A 21,726-nucleotide genomic window follows, 5' to 3' on the forward strand; every position below is an offset into this window, starting at 1 on the left:
TCCATGAAACGCGCCCTCGTCACCGGCGGCAGCGGCGGCATCGGTGCCGCCATCTGCCGCCGCCTCGCCCGGGACGGCTACCACGTCGTCATTCACGCCAACCGCAATCGGAGCAAAGCCGACACCCTGGCCAGCGAGATCACCGCCGCTGGCGGCAACGCCAGCGTACTGGCCTTCGACCTCACCGACGGGGCGGCGACCCGGGCCGCCCTGGAGGCGCTATGCGACGAGGCGCCGGTCCAGGTGCTGGTGAATAACGCCGGCATTCACGCCGACGCGCCTTTTCCCGGCCTCTCCGAAGCCCAGTGGCACGACGTGATCGATGTTTCCCTGAACGGCTTCTTCCACGTCACCCAAGCGGTATTGATGCCGATGATCCGCACCCGCTGGGGGCGCATCGTCAATATCTCGTCGATCGCCGCCCTGAGCGGCAATCGGGGCCAGGTGAACTACTCTGCCGCCAAGGGAGCGCTGCACTCGGCCACCAAGTCCCTGGCCCTGGAAGTGGCCAGCCGGGGCATCACGGTCAATGCCGTAGCGCCGGGCATCATCACCACCGAGATGAGCGAATCAGCCTTCGACGCCGAGACGGTAGCCCGCCTGGTGCCGATGAAACGGGAAGGAAAACCCGAGGAAGTGGCCGATCTGGTGGGCTTCCTCTGCTCCGACCAAGCCGCCTATATCAGCGGCCAGATCATTTCCATCAACGGGGGGATGCTCTGATGAGCGCACCGGCCGAGGCGATGCACCAGGTAGCGGTGCACAAGACCGAACTACTGCTGTTCTTCACCCTGATCCAGCTTTCGGTGATCGTCCTGGCCGGCCGCATCGGCGGCGCCCTGGCCCTGCGCTTCGGCCAATCGGCGGCGGTGGGCGAGATCATCGTCGGTATCCTGCTCGGCCCGTCCCTGTTCGGCTGGCTGGCTCCGGACCTGTTCGCCTACGTGTTCCGCTCCTCGGCCCCGGAGCCGATGCAGATCCTGTCCCAGATCGGCCTGCTACTCTTGATGTTCCAGATCGGCCTGGAGTTCGACTTCGGGCACCTGACTGAAAAACGCAACCGTACCGCCGTCACCCGGGTGGCCACCGCCGGCCTGTTGCTGCCCTTCGCCCTGGGCGCCGGCTTCGGCTATGTAGCGGCGCCGCTCCTCAATCCCGGAGCCAACGCGGTGGCCTCGGCACTGTTCATCGGCACCGCCTTCTCGATCACCGCCCTGCCCATCCTGGGTCGAATCATGATCGAGTTCGACCTGACCAAGACCCCGCTTGGCGTCATCGCCATCTCCGCCGCCGCCATCAACGACGTGGTTGGCTGGCTGCTGCTGGCCCTCGTCACCACCCTAACCGTGGCCGACTTCAGCGGCCCGGACTTCGCCCTCAAGGTACTGCTGGTGGCCGTGTTCTTCGCCACCAGCTGGTTCGCCGTGCGCCCGGCGCTGAAGGCGGTGATCCGCTGGACCCAGCGCCAGGAGAGCCAGGGCTTTCGCCTCAACAACAACCTGCTGGGCATCGTCATCGCGGTGATCTTCATCGCCGGCATGACCACCTTCCAGCTCGGCATCTTCGCCATCTTCGGCGGCTTCATGATGGGCGTGATCCTGCACGACGAGCACGACCTGGTGGCCGCCTGGAAGGAGCGCATCGGCCACTTCGTCACCGTCTTCTTCCTGCCCATCTTCTTCACCTATACCGGGCTGCGCACTAACGTCGGCGGCCTCGACAGCCTGGCCGCCTGGGGCTGGTGCGCCCTGATCATCGCGTTGGCCACCGCCGGCAAGTTCGGCGGCTCCTACCTGGCAGCCCGCTCCTGCGGTCTGAGCCACCACGAGGCCAACGTGCTCGGCATCATGATGAACACCCGGGCCTTGATGGAGCTGATCGTCATCAACGTAGGCTACGACCTGGGGGTGATTTCCCAGCAGACCTTCACCATGCTGGTGCTGATGGCCATCGTCAGCACCGTGGTCACCACCCCGGGGCTGCGCCTATGGCTGCCCAAGATCGGCTTGGCGGTGCCGGGCAAGCCGGTCCGCGCCTAAGCGCTTCCGGACAGGATGATCCGGGGTGGAAGCTGGCGCCGGAATGCCCCGGCGCCAATTCCCGCAATCCCCGCTGCGCAAGACGGGAGCTCCTGCCATCGACTCCCAATCGGGGTCAATGGCGCCATGCTGCGGTCAAACCGCCACACAACGCCGAGCCTATCGTCGCCATAGCCAAACCGCCCCTTCCCCTGCCTTTTTTTTTTCGCTAGCATCCGTATTCGTTGATTCAGCACTCAGGCGGCCCCCGGAGCCCAGCTCCGTTCCTATCCCCTTCCGGTCGCCTCCCATCCCCTCCCGAGGCAAACGTTTCATGAGCGAACACATCCATTACGTCTCCGACGACTCCTTCGACGCAGAAGTGCTCCAGTCCCAGCAACCCGTGCTGGTCGATTACTGGGCCGAATGGTGCGGTCCCTGCAAGATGATCGCCCCGATCCTCGACGAAGTCGCCAGCGAGTATGCCGGCAAGCTGAAAGTGGCCAAGGTCAATATCGACGAAAACCAGGCCACGCCCGCCAAGTACGGCATCCGCGGCATCCCCACCCTGATGATTTTCAAGAACGGCAACGTGGAAGCCACCAAGGTCGGTGCCCTGAGCAAATCCCAGCTCACCGCCTTCATTGACAGCACCCTGTAAAGTCGCTACGCTGCGACGCAATGGCAGTCCGGTAACGCATCGCCGGACTGCCCCGAAATCCGAAAAGCTTCCCCCGCCCTTACGTTGTTCGCGTAAATCGCGCCGTCGCTCCGCCATCCAAGCGGTTCCTGCGACCCGGGCCGATCAGTCGCTCTCGCAGCACTGGTGAAGCATCACCGGCCACCCCGGTCAGCTTCCGATCCGCTCCGAAATTTTCGGTATTTTCACGACACCCGATTCCTTCCGGCGTTCTTCTCTCCGTCCTACCGGTTTCCGTTACGACTTCGCCCGATTCAGGCTGCCTCCAACTTTCCTGGTCCCACCGGCACCCCAGCGTTCATCTTCCGCACCTGCCAAGGTTGCGCGTCCGCACTTTACCTCCCGACGCTCGCCCGGTGCTTTGCCCGATTGACCGCCCGCCGGCCTTTCCCGCACCTTTCCCGACTCTATGCATCTCTCCGAACTCAAAGCGCTCCATGTGAGCCAGCTCCTCGAAATGGCCGCCGGTTTCGGCATCGAAGGCGCCAACCGGCTGCGCAAGCAGGAACTGATCTTCGCCCTGCTGCGCCACCAGGCCAAGAAGGGTGAGAGCATCTTTGGTGACGGCTGTCTCGAGGTGCTGCCCGACGGCTTTGGCTTCCTCCGCTCCCCGGACATCTCCTACCTGGCCGGCACCGACGACATTTACGTCTCGCCGTCCCAGATCCGCCGCTTCAACCTGCACTCCGGTGATTCCATCGAGGGCGAGATCCGCACTCCCAAGGATGGCGAGCGCTACTTCGCCCTGGTCAAGGTGGACAAGATCAACGGTGAGGATCCGGCGGTCTGCAAGAGCAAGATCCTGTTCGAGAACCTGACGCCGCTGCACCCGAACCAGATGCTCCGTCTGGAGCGGGAGAACCGTTCCGACGAGAACATCACCAGCCGGGTGATCGACATGATCTCCCCCATCGGCAAGGGCCAGCGCGGCCTGCTGGTGGCTCCGCCGAAGTCGGGCAAAACGGTGATGCTGCAGAACATCGCCCACGCCATCACCGCCAACCACCCGGATGTGGTGCTGATTGTGCTGCTGATCGATGAACGTCCCGAGGAAGTGACCGAAATGCAGCGCACCGTGCGTGGTGAAGTGGTCGCCTCCACTTTCGACGAGCCAGCCACCCGCCACGTCCAGGTCGCCGAGATGGTCATCGAGAAGGCCAAGCGCCTGGTCGAGCACAAGAAGGACGTGGTCATCCTGCTCGACTCCATTACCCGCCTGGCCCGGGCTTACAACACCGTGGTACCGACCTCCGGCAAGGTGCTCACCGGCGGTGTGGACGCCAACGCCCTGCAAAAGCCCAAGCGCTTCTTCGGCGCCGCCCGCAATATCGAGGAAGGCGGCTCCCTGACCATCATCGCCACCGCTCTGATCGACACCGGCTCGCGCATGGACGAGGTGATCTACGAAGAATTCAAGGGCACCGGCAACATGGAAGTGCACCTGGACCGGCGCATGGCGGAAAAACGTATCTACCCGGCCATCAACCTCAACCGCTCCGGCACCCGTCGCGAAGAGCTGCTGCTCAAGCAGGACGTGCTGCAAAAGGTGTGGATCCTGCGCAAGGTCCTCTACAACATGGACGACCTGGAAGCCATGGACTTCCTGCTCGGCAAGATCAAGCAGACCAAGAACAACGACGAGTTCTTCGACGCCATGCGCCGCTGAGGCACAGACGACCGAAAGCCTTGCCTTTTCAAGGCCACTCCCCCATAATTCCCGTTTTTCATTGGCCGGCCAAAACCGCCGACCACGCATGAAAGGGTTCAAAATGAAGACCGGTATCCACCCCGAATACAACGAAGTGCAGGTGACCTGCTCCTGCGGCAACACCTTCGCCACCAAGTCCACCATGAACAAGGCTCTCCACGTGGAAGTCTGTTCCTCTTGCCACCCGTTCTACACCGGCAAGCAGAAGATCGTGGATACCGCCGGTCGCGTTGAGAAGTTCAACCAGAAGTTCGGCGGCCTGCGCCGTTCCGCCTAAGGGCGACGGATCACCGGCCCCTCGGCCGGTAGGATCGCAAAAAGGCAGCCCGCGGGCTGCCTTTTTTGTTTATCCCACGTTATCCCGTTATCCCGCGCGACACCATCCACGGCCCGTTTCGTTCCATTGTCATTTTCCCCACGGCACTTTTCGCCGCACCCCGTAGAATTTCACCCTTCGTCGGACTCATTGCCTGCTCGGATGCCGCCCCGCCCCTACCTCCCCTTGCCCTGGCCCGGACTGATCCTCCTGGCGGGACTCTTCCTCCTCACCGGCCTGGTAGGCCCAGCCCCGTGGAAGGGGGAAGACGCCATCAATCTGGGTGTGGCCTGGGAATTCACCCAGGGGGCGCCCTGGTACGCCCCCCGACTGGCCGATGCGGCCTTCAACGAAGCTCCGTTGTACCACTGGGTGGCCGCCTTGCTCGCCACGCTGCTGGCACCGCTGACGGCGTTTCACAACGGCGTGCGCCTGTCCAACTTCCTCTGGCTGGCTGCCGCCCTGCTCGCTTTGACCGCCCTGGCCCGACGCACCCGGGACAAGGAGGCCGAACAGGTCACCCCGTACCTGCTCCTCGGCGGTATCGGCCTGGTGGTGCACGGCCACGAAGCCCAACCCCAACTGGCCGTATTGGCCACCCAGGCCCTGGGCCTGTGGAGCGCAACGCTGCTCATCGACAAGCCCTGGCGCGGCCTGTTGCCCGGCGGCCTGGCCCTGGGCCTGGCTTACCTGGCGGGCGGAACTCTGGCCGCCGCCCCGGTGGCGGCGATGCTTCTCGCTGCCCCCTGCTTTCCCCCGCCCCGCCCCCATGTGCCGGCCTGGTTAGCCGAAACCCTGCCGGCGCCGAAATCCCCTTCCCGCCTGCCCGCCGTCGCCGCCCTGATCGGTGCCCTGGCCCTTGCCGCTGCCTTGGCGGCCCTCTGGCTGGTTCCCCTGGCCGAACAGGCCCCTGCCCGCTTTGCTGCCTGGCTGACGGCCGACCGCGCCACTCTTAGCGATGGCGGCATCGGCAAGAACCTGGCCGACCTGCTGGCCCTGCTCGCCTGGTTTGCCTGGGTCCCCCTTCCCCTGGCCGGCTGGAGCCTGTGGCGGCGACGTCACAGTCTGGCCACCCCGGCGGTGGCCCTGCCCCTGATCCTGCTGCTGGCCAACCTGATCGCCCGTAGCCTGACCGCCACCCAGGCTCAGGACGCCCTGGTGTTCTACGTCCCCCTCACCGCCCTGGCGGCCCTGGAAGCGACCCGGCTGCGCAAGGGTGCGGCAGCCGCCTACTCCTGGTTCGCCGTGATCACCTTCACCCTGGCCGGCGCCTACGTATGGCTCGGCTGGACGGCCATGGTGGCTGGTTGGCCCGAGCCCCTGGTACGCACCCTGCACCGCCTCACCCCCGGGTTCGAGGGCCGCATCGAATTGCTGCCGCTGCTGCTGGCCCTGGCCGTCACCGCCCTATGGGGCTGGCTGCTGTACCGGGCCTCCCAGGTGCGTACCACCGCCGAGCGCTCCCTGTTCCGCGGCCCGACCCACTGGCTGGCCGGACTGACCCTGGTCTGGGTGCTGGTGATCGCCCTGTGGCTACCCTGGCTCGAATACGGCCGTAGCTACGACGGCACCATCGCGGCGATGCGCCAAGCGATGCCCGACGGCGCTGCCCCGGCCTGCGTTTCGGTGCGCCTGGCCCCCGCCCAGAAAGCCCTGGTGCGCTACACCACCGGCTGGCAGTTGAAGAGCGAAAGCCGTGGCCGGGAAAGCTGCGGCTGGCTGATGATCCAGACCGCGCCCGGCGAGGAACGCGTCCAGCCCGGTTGGGAACGGGTCTGGGAAGGTCACCGCCCCGGCGATCGCAGCGAACGCCTGCGCCTGTTCAAGCGGCGCTGAGCGCTCAGTCTGCATTCCACGGCCGGCTCCGCCAGGCGCCGCAACAAAAACGCCCGACGGGTTTCCCGGTCGGGCGTTTTTGTTGTGCTGGACTGCGTCAAGCGCAAGACCGTCGACAGGGGCGAGTGCCCCGCCCGGAAAACCACACCGGGCCCAGCCTGATTCCGGCTTACTTGAAGAAATTGGTCCGGTAGTAGCGCAGCTCGTCGATGGACTCCAGGATGTCGGAAAGGGCCGTGTGGGCGCCCTTCTTCTTCAGCCCGGCGAACACCTCGGGGCGCCAGCGCCGGCACAGCTCCTTGACGGTGGACACGTCCAGGTTGCGGTAGTGGAACCAGGCTTCCAGGGTCGGCATGTAGCGGGCCATGAAGCGCCGGTCCTGGCCGATGGAGTTGCCGCACATCGGCGTCACCCGCTTGTCCACGTACTGCTGCATGAAGGCCAGGGCCTGGGCCTCGACAGTGGCCTCGTCGGTGGTGGAGGCCTTGACCCGGGCGATCAGGCCCGATTCGCCGTGGGTCTTCTGGTTCCAGTCGTCCATGCCGGCCAGCACCGCATCGGGTTGATGTACCGCCCAAACCGGCGACTGGGCCACCACGTCCAGGTCGGAGGTGGTCACCACCATGGCCAGTTCGAGAATGCGGTCCCGGTCCGGTTCCAGGCCGGTCATCTCCATGTCCAGCCAGACGAGGTGGTTGGGGTCCTGTGCCATAATCCTTCGAACTCCAAAAAGCGCCATTGTGTCACAGCAACAGGCGCCCCCGCCTTTGCCGCGCCGCTGCGCCCCGCCTTTTTCCCCAACGCCCCGACACCCGACTTCCTCCGCCGACCGTGACCGCTTCCGCCTTCACCACCCTCTTCCTCGCCCTGCTCGGCCTGTCCCTGGCCGTGCGCATCTGGCTGGCCCTGCGCCAGATCCGTGCCGTGGCCACCCATCGGGATGCCGTGCCCGAGCGCTTTGCCGACCGGGTGACCCTGGCCGCCCACCAGAAAGCCGCCGACTACACCGCCGTGCGCACCCGCTTCGGGCTGCTCGGCCTGGCGGTGGAAACCGCCGTGCTGCTGGCCCTCACCCTGGGCGGCGGCATCGCCGCACTGCACGGCTTCTGGCAAGGGGCGATCGGCGCCGACACCCGCCCGATCCTCTACGGCCTGGCTCTGATCCTGTCGGTGATGGCCATCTCGGGCATCGTCGAAATTCCTCTCGGCCTGTACCGCCAGTTCGTCATCGAGGAGCGCTTCGGCTTCAACCGCATGACCCTGGGCCTGTACGTGGCCGACGCCCTCAAGGGCGCCCTGCTCGGCTTGCTCATCGGCGCCCCGGTGCTGGCCGCCGTGCTGTGGCTGATGGGCCGCACGGGCGAATTGTGGTGGCTGTGGGTGTGGGCCTTCTGGTGCGGTTTCAACCTGCTGCTGCTGTTCGTCTACCCGACCTGGATCGCCCCCCTGTTCAACAAGTTCGCGCCGCTCCCCGAGGGCGAGCTGAAGGCCCGCATCGAGGCCCTGCTGGCGCGCTGCGGCTTCGCCGCTTCGGGCCTGTTCGTCATGGACGGATCCAAGCGTAGCGCCCACGGCAACGCCTACTTCACCGGCTTTGGCGGCAACAAGCGCATCGTCTTCTTCGACACCCTGATCGAGCGTCTCTCGCCGGCCGAGATCGAGGCCGTGCTGGCCCACGAACTGGGCCACTTCAAGCGCCACCACATCGTCAAGCGCATCGGCCTGACCTTCGCCCTGTCCCTGGGCTTCCTCTGGCTGCTCGGCCAGTTGATCGAGGCCCCCTGGTTCTTCGCCGGCCTCGGGGTGCCCGCTGCCAACACGGCCCTGGCCCTGACCCTGTTCTTCCTGGCGGTGCCGGTGTTCACCTTCCCGTTCACCCCGCTCTCCAGCCTGCTATCGCGCCGCCACGAGTACGAGGCCGACGACTATGCCGCCGAGCACGCCTCCGCTGCCGATCTGGTGCGGGCCCTGGTCAAGCTCTACGAGGACAACGCCGCGACCCTGACCCCGGACCCGTTGCACTCGCTCTTCTACGATTCCCACCCGCCCGCAGCCCTGCGCGTGGCGCACTTGCAGGGCGGCTAGGCCGCACCCTCAAACCCCGCGCCAGATAAGGAGTTCCAGAGATCATGCCCTACAAGCGACTATCCACGCGCCTCTCCACGGTCATGCTTCTGAGCGCCTTATCTGGCGCGGCGTTCGGCGATGCCATCGATCACGCCAACCCCAAGCATGGCAAGCAGCTGCACGACGCCGCCTGCACCAGCTGCCACAAACGCATGTACGGCGGCGATGCCGGCGCCATCTACACCCAACCGGGGCGGATGATCTCCGACCGTACCGAGCTGTTGCAGCGGGTCGCCCTGTGCGTCTCGCGCAACCACCTGAACTGGTTCCCTGACGACGAAGCCGACGTGGCCCGCTACCTCAACGACAGCTACTACCACTTTGCCCGCTGAGCGCCACCGAAGCCCCGCCAGCCCGCCATCAGGCCCCACCGATCCCCCTTGCCCGGGAGCACCGCCATGACCAGCCCCAGCCTGCCTACCCTGGACGATCTGCTCGCCACGCCCTGCGCCCCCCTGCGCGGCCCGGCCCATCGACTCGATCCGGCAACCGTCGCCAGCCTGCTGCAACTGCTGCCCAGCTGGCGCCTGGATCAGGGCGCCATCGCCGCCACCTACCGCTTTGCCGACTTCGCCACGGCGCTGGCCGCCGCCAACCGGGTCGGCGCCCTGGCCGAGGCGGAAAACCACCACCCGGACCTGACCCTGGGCTGGGGCCGGCTGACCGTGCGCTTTGCCACCCACGACGTGGGCGGCCTGTCGATCAACGATTTCCGCGCCGCCGCCAAGGTGGCCCGCCTGCTCGCCGCCCCCGGCGCGTAAACTGGCGCCTGCGCCGCACCACTTCTGCCCCCCCTTACACCACCTACCTCCCGCTTCCTACATGGCCGGTCCCGCCCGCAGCAACGCCCCATCCCGCACCCACGCATCCGCCCCCGGCCGCGCCGGCAAGCACGCCGCACCGCTGCTCTCGGGCACCGTCATCGCCGCCTTCGGCCGCCAGTACCAGGTCGCTCCGGACCGGGGCGAGCCCTTGCTCTGTTTTCCCCGCGGCAAAAAAAGCGAGATCGCCTGTGGCGACCGGGTCCAGGTGGAACAGACCGCCCCCGGCCAGGGGGTGATCGAGGCCGTGGCCCCCCGGGATTCCCTGCTCTACCGCAGTAACGAATTCCGCCAGAAACTGATCGCCGCCAACGTCACCCAGATCGCCATCGTGGTGGCCACCGAGCCTTCCTTCTACGACGACCTGGTGACCCGCTGCCTGGTGGCCGCCGAGGACCAGGAGATCCGCGTCCTGATCGTGCTCAACAAGTGCGACCTGGCGCCCCGCCTGGCCGAAGCCCGGGCGCGCCTGGCGCCCCTGGTCAAGCTCGGCTACACGGTGATCGAACTGTCGGCGCTGGAAGGGGCCGGGCTGGACGAATTGCGCGCCCATCTGGCCGGCCAGGTGACGGTGCTGGTGGGCCAGTCCGGTATGGGCAAGAGCACCCTGACCAATGCCCTGATCCCGGAAGCCCAGGCCGCCACCCGGGAGATTTCCGCCGCCCTCGACTCGGGCAAGCACACCACCACCCACGCCCGCCTCTACCCCCTGCCTGGGGATACGGCCGGCGGCGCCCTGATCGATTCCCCGGGCCTGCAGGACTTCGGCCTGCACCACCTGGACCAGGGCGCCCTGGAATACGCCTTTCCCGAATTCCGCGCCCTGCTCGGCCAGTGCCGCTTCCGCAACTGCCAGCACGATCAGGAGCCCGGCTGCGCCTTCCAGGCCGCCCTGGCCGCCGGGGAGCTGGATCCGCGCCGCTTCGCCACCTTCCGCCAGCTCCTGGCCAGCGCCAACGCATGACCGCCGGTACGACCCCGCGCTGATCGTCGCACCGGGGTCCGCCCCCCTTCTTACGAGGTGCCCATGTCCCCCATGCCCCGCCCTCCTGCCCAACGACACCGCGTCTTTTTTTCGCTCCGTTTCCCAACGCGCTTGCCGACGCTTGTCTCTGCACGCTCCCCAGCGCCATGCCGCGCCCTGGCCGCCCTCCTGCTCGCCCTGGTGCTGGGCACCCCCGCCCCGGCCGCCCTGGCCCAGGGCAGCCTGCTCGCCCCCCTGCTCAAGGGCGAAGGCAAGACGGCCGCTGCCCCTACCGCCAAGGACGGTGCGACCAAGGAGGACAGCGATGAACTGACGGCGGTGACCAAGGCCCTGGAGCAGGCCCGCCAGGCCCTGGCCCGGCAGCCCGCCACAGGTGCCGGCTCAGAGGAGCGCCTGGAGCGCCAATACCTGCTCGCCCAACTGGCGCGCAGCCTGGACCGGCAGAAGGACACCCTGGAGAAGTTGCGCCGGGTGCAGCAGCAGACCGCCGACCAGGAAGCCCAGGCCAAGACCTGGAAGGGCTTCGACTCCCCGGCCCCCTATTCCGCCCTCCTCGCCGACCAGCTGCGCGATGCCCGGGACAACGCCCTGGCCCAGGCCAAGGCGTCGGAGGTTCGCCAGACCCTGCTGCGCGACGAGCAGGCCGCCGCCACCGAGAAGTACAAGGCCGCCCAGGTGCAATTGCGCCAAGCCGAAGAGAAGCTGCCCCCCGTGCCGCGCAACGGCGGCAGCCCGGATGCGGGCGTGCAGGAGGCGCGGGACCAGGCCGAACTGCGCAGCCGCCTGGCTGCCCAGGCCGTCGCCGAAGCCGATGCCGGGGTACGCCTGGCCAGCGCCGAGGTCACCCTGTACCGGACCCAGGCCGCCTTCCACGGCCAGCAGCTCGACGCCATCCGCAATGCCGTGCGCTTCTCCCAGGCCGACCTGGACACGGTGCTGGGCGAGCTGGACAAGGAACACGCCATCCAGGAAGCCGCCCTGGTGCGCCAGCGCCAGCGCACGGCCAAGGCCCAGCAGGCCCTAGACGACGCCGAGAAGGCCCTGCTGCGCGCCCGGGAACGCCCCGCCCCGCCGCCCGGCAGCAGCGCCGCCACGGCCCACAACGCCCAACTGGCGGCCCTGGCCCAGACCGCCGCCCTGCGCCGCATCCAACTCGACAACGCCCACCTGGCCTACGACACCCTGCAGAGCATGCTCACCATCCGCAGCCAGGAACGCCAGGCCTGGCAGTACCGCTGGATGCTGATGAACACCCGGGACGCGGCCAAGCTGCGCGAGACCTCCCAGAGCTTCACCCAGGTGCTGGAGCGGCTCGACTCCTGGACCCGCTACCTGAACGGCGAGATCGACCTGGCCATCGGCCAGGCCAACGACTACCAGCGCCGCCTGCGGGCCACCGCCGTGGCCGAGGAAGAAGCCAACCTGCGCGAGTTCCAGCGCGCCTACCAGGCCCGCGCCGACATCTACCGGGACGCCCTGCAGGTGGTCAGCAACCTGCAGCGCACCCTGCGCCAATGGCAGCAGGAATTCGACGCCAGCCGGGGCGACCTGTCCCTGGGCGACCGGGCCGCCGGCTGGGCCACCACCCTGGCCAGCAGCGCCCGGGTGCTGTGGAACTTCGAACTGTTCACCGCCGAGGACACCCTGGAAGTGGACGGCCGCCAGGTCAAGGCCGTCCGCAGCGTCACCGTGGGCAAGAGCATCGGCGCGGTGCTGCTGCTGGTGCTCGGCTACGTGGTCAGCGCCTGGCTGGTGCGGCGCCTGCGCCGGCTGGCGGTGGAGCGCTTCGGCGTTCAGCCGGCCCTGGCCAAGATCCTCAGCCGCTGGGGCCACTTCATCCTGCTCGCCGTGCTGTTCGTCATTTCGCTCGACCTGGTGAAGATTCCCCTCACCGTGTTCGCCTTCCTCGGCGGCGCCCTGGCCATCGGTTTCGGCTTCGGCGCCCAGAACCTGCTCAAGAACCTGATGAGCGGCATCATGCTGTTGATCGAGCGCCCCCTGCGGGTCGGCGACCTGGTGGAAGTGGGCAACGTGGTCGGCACCGTCACCAACATCAGCATCCGCTCGTCGATCGTGCGCAACGGCGACGGTATCGAGGTGCTCATCCCCAATTCCAGCTTCCTCGAAAACAACGTCATCAACTGGACCTACAGCAACGCCCGGGTGCGCCGTGCCATCAAGGTGGGGGCCGATTACGGCGCCTCGGCGCGGCAGGTGTCCGAGGTGCTGCTCGGCGTGGCCGGCCGCCACGGCCAGGTGCTCAAGGAGCCGGCGCCCCGGGTGCTGCTCGAAGACTTCGGCGCCGATGCCCTGATGTTCAGCCTGGAATACTGGATCGACTACGCCCAGGGCGCCGACGCCCGGCAGATCGCCAGCGACCTGCGCTTCATGATCGAGCGCGCCTTCGCCGACGCCGGCATCGGCATCCCCTTCCCCCAGCGGGTGGTGCACCTGCACCCCGCCGCCGCTGCCGCCGCAGCCACTGCTGCCCCCGGCGACACCGGCCCGGCCAGCCCTGGGGCTCCGGCCCCCCAATCGTCCTGACCGGCAGTCTCGGGCTGTCCCCAATTTCTGTGGGCAGCCCTGTGGATAAACGGAAAAATCCCCGCCGCCTCAGACAGATGACAGCGCGCCCGTTTTTTGGGCGCCCGCAAGCATCCGCCCTTGCCCGCTGCCCGCGCTGACCACGCGGCCCCTGCTGTCCACGTTCTCCCCGGCTTCTCTGCCGTGCCCCGTTCGCGCGGGCGCACAGCCGCCCTCGCCGGTTCCCACCATGGTGGCAAGCGAGCCCCTCCCCCTGTGTGCAGACCCCAGCGCTCACCTGACCTGTCGACGACCGCGCCGTACTTGTCCTGACAGCAGGCCGCGCCTTGCCACGCACCGTGGCAGCGGCTGGAGCAGTGGATGCGCTTTCCTTCCCGGCAGCCCCGCCGATCAGCCCGATCCCGTGGCATAGGTCCTCGACTATCCCTATCACCTTGGTGATAATCACCTAGACAAAAATATTTTTGTCTAGGACAATAACTATTCAAACCCTACAAGGGGTCGGTTTTCGTCCAGTCACCCCAGTACATTCTTGTCCCATACCGGGGACTGGGTCGCAACCCAACGGCACCATCCGTGCCTCACGAAAGACAACCATGCTCGGCTTCACCACGTCACTCAAACAGCAACTTGCCGCCAGCGAAGCCGCCCGGCTTCCCCTGCAAACCCTGTTCGACGCCATGCGCCGTACCGTGGCGATGATCGAGTTTGGCGCTGACGGCGTCATCCTCGATGCCAACGCCAACTTCGGCCAGGTGATGGGCTACGCCCCCGCCGAGCTCATCGGGCAGCATCACCGCATTTTCTGCTCCCGGGAGCTGGCGGCATCGGCCGACTACGCGCGCTTCTGGGAACAGCTGCGCCGGGGCGAATCCTTCAGCGGCAAGTTCGAGCGCGTCCGCAAGGACGGCGCGCCGGTATGGCTGGAGGCCACCTACTTCCCCGTACTGGATGCCAACGGCGCCGTGAGCCGCATCGTCAAGATCGCCAGCGACATCACCGCCCGGATCATCGAGGCCACCCGGGCCCGCAACCTGGTGAGCGCCCTCAACCGCTCCATGGCGGTGATCGAGTTCGACATGGACGGCACCATCCTCGATGCCAACCCCAATTTTCTTGCCACCATGGGTTATCGGCTCGAGGACATCCGGGGCCGCCACCACCGCATCTTCTGCACCCAGGATTACGTCACCAGCCCGGCCTACCAGGCCCTGTGGCTGCAACTCAACCGGGGTGAATTCTTTGCCGGTGAATGCGAGCGGGTGCACCGCGACGGCCAGAGCGTGTGGCTGGAAGCCACCTACAACCCGGTGAACGACGAGCATGGCAAGCCCTATCGGGTAATCAAGTTCGCTACCGACATCACCGAACGGGTGCTGCGCCACCGGGCCGAACAGCAGGGCGCCCGTACCGCCTACGAGATTTCCCGGGAAACCGCGCAGCTATCCACCGACGGCGAACGCATCATCCTCCAGGCCATCGACAAGATGCGCGCCCTGGCCGCCCAGGTGGGGGATTCGTCCCAGCAGGTGGAAAGCCTGGGGGCGCAAACCAGCCAGATCACCTCGATCGTCAATACCATCAAGGAAATCGCCGACCAGACCAATCTGCTCGCCCTCAACGCCGCCATCGAAGCCGCCCGGGCCGGCGAAGCGGGACGCGGCTTTGCCGTGGTTGCCGACGAGGTGCGCAAGCTGGCCGAGCGCACCGCCAAATCCACCACCGAAATCTCGACCATGATCACCACCATCCAGGGCGAGAGCCAGGCGGTGATCGACTGCATGGCCGCCAGCCTGACCGAAGTGGATGCCGGCGTGGCCCACGCCAACGAGGCCGGCGCGGCGATCAACCGCATCCGACAGGGCGCCCGCAACGTGGTCGAGGTGGTGGAAAAGCTCTCTTCCGCCATCTGATCGGGTAGTCGGCACGACGCTATTCGGCGCCCCCACCTACCGCGCCATCATCCCCTAACCGCCCGGTCACCCGACAGCCGCCCCATGATCGGAGCGGCTGCCCCCAGTTTCTGTGGGCGGGTCTGTGGATAAGGCAAAAAAATGGCGTTACGTCAGGCACATGACGAGCCGCCCAAAAAACAGGCAAAACAAAAGCCCATGGCTGGAACCCCGCGTCCTGCGGGCTTCTCCGACCATGGGCTCTCAAACGCCGCGACTGGCGCGGGTTTCCACGTGGGTACCGTGAAGGTCCGCGCCAGCTCTAGGGTTTAGGGCAGCGGCCTGCGCGGGCCGGGGCGGTCAGGCCTCGCCCAGTTGCTTCATCTCGGCGTACAGGTCGGCCTTGCCTTCGAAGCCGATGCCCGGCAGTTCCGGCAGGGTGACGTAGCCGCCCTCAACCTTGACCCCGTCGGGAAACCCGCCGAAGGGCTGGAACAGGTCCGGGTAGGATTCATTGCCGCCCAGGCCCAGGCCGGCGGCGATCGCCAGGGACATCTGGTGGCCGCCGTGGGGGATGCAGCGGGACGGGCTCCAGCCGTGGTCCTTGAGCATGTCTAGGGTGCGCAGGTACTCCACCAGGCCGTAGGACAGGGCACAGTCGAATTGCAGCCAGTCCCGATCCGGGCGCATGCCGCCGTAGCGGATCAGGTTGCGGGCGTCCTGCATCGAGAACAGGTTCTCGCCGGTGGCCATGGGGCCGGCGTAGTGGTTGGCCAGCTCGGCCTGGAGGGCGTAGTCCAGGGGATCGCCGGCTTCCTCGTACCAGAACAGGTCGTACTGGGAGAGGGCCTTGGCGTACTCGATGGCGGTCTTCAGGTCGAAGCGGCCGTTGGCATCCACCGCCAGCTTGTGGCCGCTGGGCAGGATGGAGAGCACCGCTTCGATGCGCTTCATATCGTTGGCCAGGGTGTCGCCGCCGATCTTCTTCTTGACCACGGTGTAGCCCCGGTCAACGTAGCCCTGCATCTCGCGCTTGAGGGCTTCCAGGTCCTGGCCGGGCCAGTAGTAGCCGCCGGCGGCATAGACGAACACCTGGCGGTTGGGGGTGCCGCTGCCGTAGCGCTCGGCCAGCAGCTGGAACAGGGGCTTGCCCTCGATCTTGGCCACCGCGTCCCAGATCGCCATGTCGATGGTGCCCACCGCCACCGAGCGCTCGCCGTGGCCGCCGGGCTTCTCGTTGGTCATCATGCAGGCCCACACCTTATGCGGGTCCAGGTTGGCGCCGCTGTCGTCCTGCAGGGATTCGGGGGCGGCCTCCAGCAGGCGGGGGCGGAAGCGCTCGCGGATCAGGGCGCCCTGGCCGTAGCGGCCGTTGGAGTTGAAGCCGTAGCCCACCACCGGCTTGCCGTCGCGGATCACGTCGGTGACCACCGCCACCAGGGACAGGGTCATCTTGGAAAAATCGATGTAGGCGTTGCGGATGGAGGACTTGATCGGGAGGGTCACTTCCCGGATATCGACGATGCGCATGGCGGTTCCTTCGCGTGTTCTCTGATTGGGGTTGGGGTGGGTGCGGGGGGTCGTGCTTGCGCGCCGCGCCGACTGCTACGCCGCTGGCCCTTCTCCGCGACGCCCGGAACCGGCACTGCGCCGCATTGCGGCGTGTTGCGGAGGCTGATGGTTTGCCCGGGCATTCAACAGGACGAAGGATACAAAGTTCCTACCGCTCTATAATCAACCGCAAAATCACACCATTCGTGAGTTGAATTCAAAAATGAGCCCAACGGATACCGCCCCTTCCAGTTCCTCCCCCTCCGATCTGGCCTTCTTCATCCTGGTGGCCAAGCAAGGCAACCTGTCCGCCGCCGCCCGGGAACTCAACGTCACCCCCTCGGCGGTCAGCAAGCGCCTCGCACAACTCGAAAACCGCCTCGGCGTGCGCCTGGTCAACCGCACCACTCGGCGCATCAGCCTGACCCACGAAGGCGAGTCCTACCTGGCCGGTGCTACCCGGCTGCTCGGCGAAATCCGCGAAATGGAAGAACAGCTCGCCAGCGCCCGGGCCGTGCCCCGGGGGCTGCTGCGCATCAACGCCACCCTGGGCTTCGGCCGCACCCACATCGCCCCCCTGGTGGCCGACTACGTGCGCCGCTACCCGGACGTGGACGTCCAGCTCCAGCTCACTCACCGCCCCCTGGACCTGGTGGAAGAAGCCTTCGACGTAGGCATCCGCTTCGGCGAACTGCCCGACACCCGGCTCACCGCCCGGCGCATCATGGCCAACCGCCGCCGCCTGCTCGCCGCCCCCGCCTACCTGGCCCGCCACGGCCGCCCGGAAACTCCGGCGGACCTGACGCGGCACCAATGCATCATCCACCGCCAGAACGACGACGCCTACGGCGTATGGCGCTTCACCAAGGGCAAGGAGATGGAAACGGTGAAAGTGCGTGGCGCCCTATCGAGCAACGACGGCGACGTGGTGCAAAACTGGGCCCTGCAGGGCCTGGGCCTGGTGGTCCGCTCCGAATGGGACGCCGCCCCCCTGATCGCCGCCGGCCGCCTGGAAGTGCTGCTGCCCGGCTACGACCTCCCCCCCGCCGACCTGCACGCGGTGTACCCGGAACGGCTACACCTGTCGGCCAAGGTGCGGGCGTTTATTGATTTGCTGGTAGGGCATTTTGAGGGGTAGGGGCTGAAAGGATTACTGGATGGCTGCGGTCGGCCAGGAGCTGCCATTGACTATTTCATCCCTCAGCAGAAATTCGAGGCCCAATTTTGGTGTCGGTATTATTGAATTTTTTATACGAATGCCTTCAAGGCTCTTTCCTTGCCCCATAGGATATTTTTTTCAGCATAATAGGCGCATGAAAAACCTAATTCGCATCTCCGAAAAGCTCAAGGAAGCAGACTTCTTTCTGCGCCAGATGACTCGCAGTCATGGAAATATTGAAGAGCTTAACTATTACTTCAGCGCCTTTGTAAGTGCTGCAAGGAGCGTGACCTTTGTGCTCCAGTACGTTGGGAGCGTCGTCGAGGGCTTTGACTCTTGGTACGCGGATGTTCAATCCCGTCAGCGTTCGGACAAAGTTGCCAAGTATCTGCTCGAAGCAAGAAATGAAAGCCAAAAGACAGGGGCGCAACCCATTGCTTACGGCGAGGTCATTCGGCTGCCTAGCGGTGAGGAGACACTCATTAACTTCTTCTCTTACATCGGTTCATCGCCTCCTGCTGAGGTGCCAGACATGGACGTCTTGACTACATGCAATCACCAAATGAGGAATCTTGTCCAAATCGTCATCGAATTCTTCGACAAGTTTGAAGATTCCGTTTGGGATGCATCTCAAGAAAAGCGAAGCACCGTCGAAAACCTCAGTAGTGTCCGGCATAAGATTCATGGCGGTGAAACACCAGATGTACTTTGGCAGCAGTTGGTCGACGTCATTGGTGGCACTGATTTTTTGCCGCCACGGCCATCCCAAGAAATTATCGATTTGCGAAAAAGATATGAATAAACAGCACTATCGAATGCCGCCCAATCATTCATTCCACTGGAGCTGCACGAAAAGCCGCGCAGGCAGGTGAATCTGGATGTTTCTGACCGTCCGCTTTTCCGAGGCACAAACTACCGCTATGGGTCGCTAACAGCCATCTAAAACGCTCCAAAAGACATTACGCCGTTTCTAACCAGTTAAGATTTTCTTGAGGCACTTATGAGCGATGAACAGCCCCAACTGGTGATTTTCCAGGAGGCCGGCCAGCCGGTTGAAGTGCACCTGGATACCGGGCGCGATACGGTGTGGCTGTCGCAGCGGCAGATGGCTGAGGTGTTCGACACCACGCCTGAAAACGTGCTCATGCACCTCAAGAACATCTATCGGGATGGCGAACTGGATGAGCAGGCAACTGCTAAGGATTTCTTAGCAGTTCGCCGGGAAGGCACGCGGCAGGTGCGCCGTACGATCAAGCATTACGATCTGGACGCCATCATCTCGGTCGGTTACCGCATCAGTTCGAAGCGTGCCGTAGCCTTCCGCCAGTGGGCCACCCGCACCCTGCGCGAACACCTTACCCGGGGCTACACCCTCAACCGGCAGCGCCTGGAGGCCAACGCCCGGGAGCTGGAAGCGGCACTGCTGCTGGTGAAGAAGGCGGCGCAAAGTCCGGAGCTGCTGGCCGACACCGGCCGGGGGCTGGTGGATATCGTCACCCGCTACGCCCAAACCTTCTTGCTGCTGCAACGCTACGACGAGGGTCTGCTGGCCGAGCCCCGGGAGCAGCGCGGCGGGGTGCTGCCCACGGTGGTAGAGGCCCGCGCCGCCCTGGCACGGCTAAAAGCCGACCTGATGGCCCGGGGCGAGGCCACCGACCTGTTCGCCCGGGAACGGGACGAGGCCTTTGCCGCCCTGCTCGGCAACCTGGACCAGACCGTGTTCGGCGAGCCGGCCTACCCGAGCGTGGAGGCCAAGGCGGCGCACCTGCTGTATTTCGTCATCAAGAACCATCCGTTCTCGGACGGCAACAAGCGCAGCGGCGCCTTTTTGTTCGTGGATTTCCTCAACCGCAACGGCCGCCTGCTGGATGAAGCGGGCCAACCGGTGATCAACGACATCGGCCTGGCGGCCCTGGCCCTGCTGGTGGCCGAATCGGCCCCGGCCAACAAGGACACCATGATCCGCCTGATCATGAACATGCTGGCCCCGGGCAACTGACGCCCCCCAGCCTGTCGGGTGCTTAGCGGGCCAACGGCAACGCCCGGGACAGACGACTTCCGCGGCCCCGGGCGGGTGACTGCCGCGTATCAGGCAGACCCTTCTCCTCTGCCTCTCCTAAAACCCCCACCCCACCAACCGGCTCTGTTTCTGCCCCTGGGCCATGGGGATCACAACGGTGCGGCGGGCGCCGGCCCTGGCCAGGGCGCGCTGGATGGCGGGGAGGTTGTCGGCTTTTGATACCAGGGTGGTGAACCAGCGGCATTGGCTAGCGAAGGCGGCGCTCTCGGCGATCATGCGGGCGATGAAGCCGAGTTCGCCGCCGGGGCACCACAGTTCGGCGGCGCGGCCGCCGAAGTTGAGGGCGGGGGCATGGCGGGTGGCGGCCGGGTTCTGGATCTCCCGGGCCACGCTGGCCGGGGCGCCGCGGCGGGGGTCGTCTCCGCGCCCGTGCTTATCGCCATATCCGCCGCCGTCCCGGCCCTGGCCCGGCCCCTTGCCGGAGCCAGCCTCCCGGCCCAGGTTGCGCCATTTGCGCTCGGTGCCGGCCTGGGCGTCGTCGGGGGAGGCGTGGAAGGGCGGGTTGCACAGGGTCAGGTCGAAGCGTTCGCCGGGACGGATGATGTTGCGGAAGATGGCCTCCGGCGCGGGTTGGCGGCGCAGTTCGATGGCCGCCTTGAAGTCCGGGTTGGCGTCCAGGATGGCCTGGGCGCTGGCCAGGGCGCCCTGGTCCACGTCGGCACCGACGAAGCGCCAGCCGTATTCGGCGTGGCCGATCAGGGGATAGACGCAGTTGGCGCCGACGCCGATGTCGAGCACCTGCACCGCCGGGCCGGTGGGGATGGCGCCACGCCCGGCCTGGGCTTGGTCAGGGGCGCCCGGCCCCATGCCTGGGCCCGGGGTCGCGTCCCCTTGTTGCGCGCCATGCCCTTCGCCCCGCACACCATTACCCTCGCCGCGCCCAGGGCCTGTCCGGCCATTGCCCTTTCCGCCGTTGTGCCCGCTCCCCTCTCCCGCCAGCAGATCGGCCAAGCAGTGGATGTAGTCGGCCCGGCCGGGGATGGGCGGGCACAGGTAGCCGGCGGGGATGTCCCAGTCGCGCACGCCGTACTGGACGAGCAGCAGCGCCCGGTTGAGGGCTTTCACCGCCGCCGGGTCGGCGAAGTCGATGGACAGGTCGCCGTAGGGGTTGGGCCCGACGAAGGACGCCAGCGCGGGGCTGGCGGCGATCAGGGCGGCGAAGTCGTAGCGGCCGGTGTGGCGGTTGCGCGGGTGCAGGGCCGCTGCCTTGGCAACCTTGGCGGTATTGCTGGTCTTGGCCGATTTGGCGACGCGCGCAGATCGGGACGGTCGGGCGGGCGCAACGGCGCGGGGAGGGGCGCGCATGGGGTGGCTCGGGGTCGGGATGAAAACGGGGGAGACAGGATAAACGACCCGGCAAGGGGTGGGGCCCTGTTTATTGGCGGCTGGCGCCAGGTAGCGGCGGCCGACCAGGGGCTGTAGTGGGTGTCGGCATGGGTAGGGCCAGGCCAGCGGCGGATAAAAGCGTTGCCGGGCGGGCGTCAATTCGGCATCGATTGGGTATCGGGTGGAACAGGGCTGGGCGCCAGACAGGACTCGGGTGGGACTGGGGGAGTAAGCGCAGCCCCCCGGTTCCGGTTTTCTCCCCGCATCTCCTGCGCCCCTATTCCCTGCACTACCGTTCTCCTCGGCCCTATTTCCCCCCTTCCCCCGCGCGCCTTCCCCAGCCCGGGAGGTTTTCCCCGCTTTTCGTGGGTAAGGCTGTGGATAAGCGCAAAAACCACCTTGCGGGTCAATGACATGACACGCTGCCTCAAAAACAAGCAGGGGCGCGGTTCTCCAAGGTGCCACCTCTGAAAGCAAGCATTGGCGCGGCGTTCCGGCATGGCATCGCCAAATCCCGCGCCAGTCCTTGTGTTTAGGCCGATGGGGTATTGAGCTGCCTTCACTCCGGCAGCCCGTACCGCACCCAGGCTGGGGATTTTCCCCCGCCTAGGTTGTGGCGTTCCAGCGCACGGCGCCGCTGCGCGATGGGGGCACAGGCAACGG

Annotated in this window: 18 protein-coding genes; 15 read left to right on the forward strand and 3 right to left on the reverse strand. The window is 66.3% G+C overall.

The features are described from left to right. Positions 1-3: 3 nt before the first annotated feature. The 6 genes from fabG to OTERR_RS10515 all read left to right on the forward strand — a co-directional run bounded on the left by fabG (position 4) and on the right by OTERR_RS10515 (position 6,578). Positions 4-723, forward strand: coding sequence for a 3-oxoacyl-ACP reductase FabG (gene fabG, locus OTERR_RS10490; RefSeq protein ID WP_149425714.1), 720 nt, complete (start codon positions 4-6; stop codon positions 721-723). Then, positions 723-2,039, forward strand: coding sequence for a cation:proton antiporter (locus OTERR_RS10495; protein ID WP_187775219.1), 1,317 nt, complete (start codon positions 723-725; stop codon positions 2,037-2,039). The genes fabG and OTERR_RS10495 overlap by 1 nt, the downstream gene beginning before the upstream one ends. A 313-nt stretch (positions 2,040-2,352) precedes the next feature. Beyond that, positions 2,353-2,679 (forward strand): thioredoxin TrxA, encoded by a 327-nt coding sequence (trxA, locus tag OTERR_RS10500; RefSeq protein ID WP_054620400.1) that lies wholly within the window; start codon positions 2,353-2,355, stop codon positions 2,677-2,679. A gap of 448 nt (positions 2,680-3,127) precedes the next feature. Then, the gene (gene rho, locus OTERR_RS10505; protein ID WP_054620399.1) at positions 3,128-4,384 is read left to right on the forward strand and encodes a transcription termination factor Rho; all 1,257 of its coding nucleotides are present in this window, start codon (positions 3,128-3,130) and stop codon (positions 4,382-4,384) included. Positions 4,385-4,487: 103 nt separating this feature from the next. Next, positions 4,488-4,703 carry a 50S ribosomal protein L31 gene (gene rpmE, locus OTERR_RS10510; RefSeq protein WP_054620444.1) on the forward strand — a complete coding sequence of 72 codons (216 nt, stop codon included), beginning with the start codon at positions 4,488-4,490 and terminating at the stop codon, positions 4,701-4,703. 201 nt (positions 4,704-4,904) lie between these two features. Continuing rightward, on the forward strand, positions 4,905-6,578 hold the full coding sequence (locus OTERR_RS10515; protein WP_149425715.1) for a hypothetical protein: 1,674 nt from the start codon (positions 4,905-4,907) through the stop codon (positions 6,576-6,578). Positions 6,579-6,747: 169 nt separating this feature from the next. Here the strand turns inward: OTERR_RS10515 and orn are convergent, their stop codons facing one another. Beyond that, the gene (gene orn / locus OTERR_RS10520; protein WP_149425716.1) at positions 6,748-7,290 is read right to left on the reverse strand and encodes an oligoribonuclease; all 543 of its coding nucleotides are present in this window, start codon (positions 7,288-7,290) and stop codon (positions 6,748-6,750) included. Between the two features lie 119 nt (positions 7,291-7,409). On the opposite strand from orn, the gene OTERR_RS10525 reads away from it, so the two are divergent. The 6 genes from OTERR_RS10525 to OTERR_RS10550 all read left to right on the forward strand — a co-directional run bounded on the left by OTERR_RS10525 (position 7,410) and on the right by OTERR_RS10550 (position 14,968). After that, positions 7,410-8,663 (forward strand): M48 family metallopeptidase, encoded by a 1,254-nt coding sequence (locus OTERR_RS10525; protein ID WP_149425717.1) that lies wholly within the window; start codon positions 7,410-7,412, stop codon positions 8,661-8,663. Positions 8,664-8,707: 44 nt separating this feature from the next. Next, a complete protein-coding gene (locus OTERR_RS10530) occupies positions 8,708-9,037 on the forward strand; it encodes a cytochrome c (RefSeq protein ID WP_149425718.1) in 330 nt (109 codons plus the stop codon). A gap of 66 nt (positions 9,038-9,103) precedes the next feature. Next, positions 9,104-9,466: a 4a-hydroxytetrahydrobiopterin dehydratase gene (locus OTERR_RS10535; protein WP_149425719.1), complete on the forward strand. Its 363-nt coding sequence runs from the start codon at positions 9,104-9,106 to the stop codon at positions 9,464-9,466. A gap of 61 nt (positions 9,467-9,527) precedes the next feature. Then, complete coding sequence (rsgA, locus tag OTERR_RS10540) at positions 9,528-10,490, forward strand: ribosome small subunit-dependent GTPase A (protein ID WP_149425720.1); 963 nt, start codon at positions 9,528-9,530, stop codon at positions 10,488-10,490. Positions 10,491-10,622: 132 nt separating this feature from the next. Then, positions 10,623-13,055, forward strand: coding sequence for a mechanosensitive ion channel domain-containing protein (locus OTERR_RS10545; RefSeq protein ID WP_149425721.1), 2,433 nt, complete (start codon positions 10,623-10,625; stop codon positions 13,053-13,055). Positions 13,056-13,651: 596 nt separating this feature from the next. Continuing rightward, a complete protein-coding gene (locus OTERR_RS10550; RefSeq protein WP_149425722.1) occupies positions 13,652-14,968 on the forward strand; it encodes a methyl-accepting chemotaxis protein in 1,317 nt (438 codons plus the stop codon). 339 nt (positions 14,969-15,307) lie between these two features. On the opposite strand, the gene OTERR_RS10555 is transcribed toward OTERR_RS10550, so the two are convergent. Continuing rightward, positions 15,308-16,477 carry a mandelate racemase/muconate lactonizing enzyme family protein gene (locus OTERR_RS10555; protein WP_149425723.1) on the reverse strand — a complete coding sequence of 390 codons (1,170 nt, stop codon included), beginning with the start codon at positions 16,475-16,477 and terminating at the stop codon, positions 15,308-15,310. A 244-nt stretch (positions 16,478-16,721) separates the two neighbouring features. On the opposite strand from OTERR_RS10555, the gene OTERR_RS10560 reads away from it, so the two are divergent. The 3 genes from OTERR_RS10560 (at position 16,722) to OTERR_RS10570 (ending at position 19,656) form a co-directional block, all read left to right on the forward strand. Then, positions 16,722-17,636 (forward strand): LysR family transcriptional regulator, encoded by a 915-nt coding sequence (locus OTERR_RS10560; RefSeq protein WP_149425724.1) that lies wholly within the window; start codon positions 16,722-16,724, stop codon positions 17,634-17,636. 19 nt (positions 17,637-17,655) lie between these two features. After that, complete coding sequence (locus tag OTERR_RS10565) at positions 17,656-18,459, forward strand: hypothetical protein (protein ID WP_149425725.1); 804 nt, start codon at positions 17,656-17,658, stop codon at positions 18,457-18,459. Positions 18,460-18,657: 198 nt separating this feature from the next. Then, complete coding sequence (locus OTERR_RS10570) at positions 18,658-19,656, forward strand: virulence RhuM family protein/type II toxin-antitoxin system death-on-curing family toxin (RefSeq protein WP_149425726.1); 999 nt, start codon at positions 18,658-18,660, stop codon at positions 19,654-19,656. Positions 19,657-19,773: 117 nt separating this feature from the next. Here the strand turns inward: OTERR_RS10570 and rlmF are convergent, their stop codons facing one another. Next, positions 19,774-21,042 (reverse strand): 23S rRNA (adenine(1618)-N(6))-methyltransferase RlmF, encoded by a 1,269-nt coding sequence (gene rlmF / locus OTERR_RS10575; RefSeq protein WP_149425727.1) that lies wholly within the window; start codon positions 21,040-21,042, stop codon positions 19,774-19,776. Positions 21,043-21,726: the final 684 nt, after the last annotated feature.

The sequence above is a fragment of the Oryzomicrobium terrae genome (assembly GCF_008274805.1).
Classification (GTDB): domain Bacteria; phylum Pseudomonadota; class Gammaproteobacteria; order Burkholderiales; family Rhodocyclaceae; genus Oryzomicrobium; species Oryzomicrobium terrae.

Coding starts and splice junctions, on each gene's coding strand:
- fabG (WP_149425714.1), top strand. CDS start 4: ATGAAACGCGCCCTCGTCACCGGCGGCAGCGGCGGCATCGGTGCCGCC.
- OTERR_RS10495 (WP_187775219.1), top strand. CDS start 723: ATGAGCGCACCGGCCGAGGCGATGCACCAGGTAGCGGTGCACAAGACC.
- trxA (WP_054620400.1), top strand. CDS start 2,353: ATGAGCGAACACATCCATTACGTCTCCGACGACTCCTTCGACGCAGAA.
- rho (WP_054620399.1), top strand. CDS start 3,128: ATGCATCTCTCCGAACTCAAAGCGCTCCATGTGAGCCAGCTCCTCGAA.
- rpmE (WP_054620444.1), top strand. CDS start 4,488: ATGAAGACCGGTATCCACCCCGAATACAACGAAGTGCAGGTGACCTGC.
- OTERR_RS10515 (WP_149425715.1), top strand. CDS start 4,905: ATGCCGCCCCGCCCCTACCTCCCCTTGCCCTGGCCCGGACTGATCCTC.
- orn (WP_149425716.1), bottom strand. CDS start 7,290: ATGGCACAGGACCCCAACCACCTCGTCTGGCTGGACATGGAGATGACC.
- OTERR_RS10530 (WP_149425718.1), top strand. CDS start 8,708: ATGCCCTACAAGCGACTATCCACGCGCCTCTCCACGGTCATGCTTCTG.
- OTERR_RS10535 (WP_149425719.1), top strand. CDS start 9,104: ATGACCAGCCCCAGCCTGCCTACCCTGGACGATCTGCTCGCCACGCCC.
- rsgA (WP_149425720.1), top strand. CDS start 9,528: ATGGCCGGTCCCGCCCGCAGCAACGCCCCATCCCGCACCCACGCATCC.
- OTERR_RS10550 (WP_149425722.1), top strand. CDS start 13,652: ATGCTCGGCTTCACCACGTCACTCAAACAGCAACTTGCCGCCAGCGAA.
- OTERR_RS10555 (WP_149425723.1), bottom strand. CDS start 16,477: ATGCGCATCGTCGATATCCGGGAAGTGACCCTCCCGATCAAGTCCTCC.
- OTERR_RS10560 (WP_149425724.1), top strand. CDS start 16,722: ATGAGCCCAACGGATACCGCCCCTTCCAGTTCCTCCCCCTCCGATCTG.
- OTERR_RS10565 (WP_149425725.1), top strand. CDS start 17,656: ATGGCTGCGGTCGGCCAGGAGCTGCCATTGACTATTTCATCCCTCAGC.
- OTERR_RS10570 (WP_149425726.1), top strand. CDS start 18,658: ATGAGCGATGAACAGCCCCAACTGGTGATTTTCCAGGAGGCCGGCCAG.
- rlmF (WP_149425727.1), bottom strand. CDS start 21,042: ATGCGCGCCCCTCCCCGCGCCGTTGCGCCCGCCCGACCGTCCCGATCT.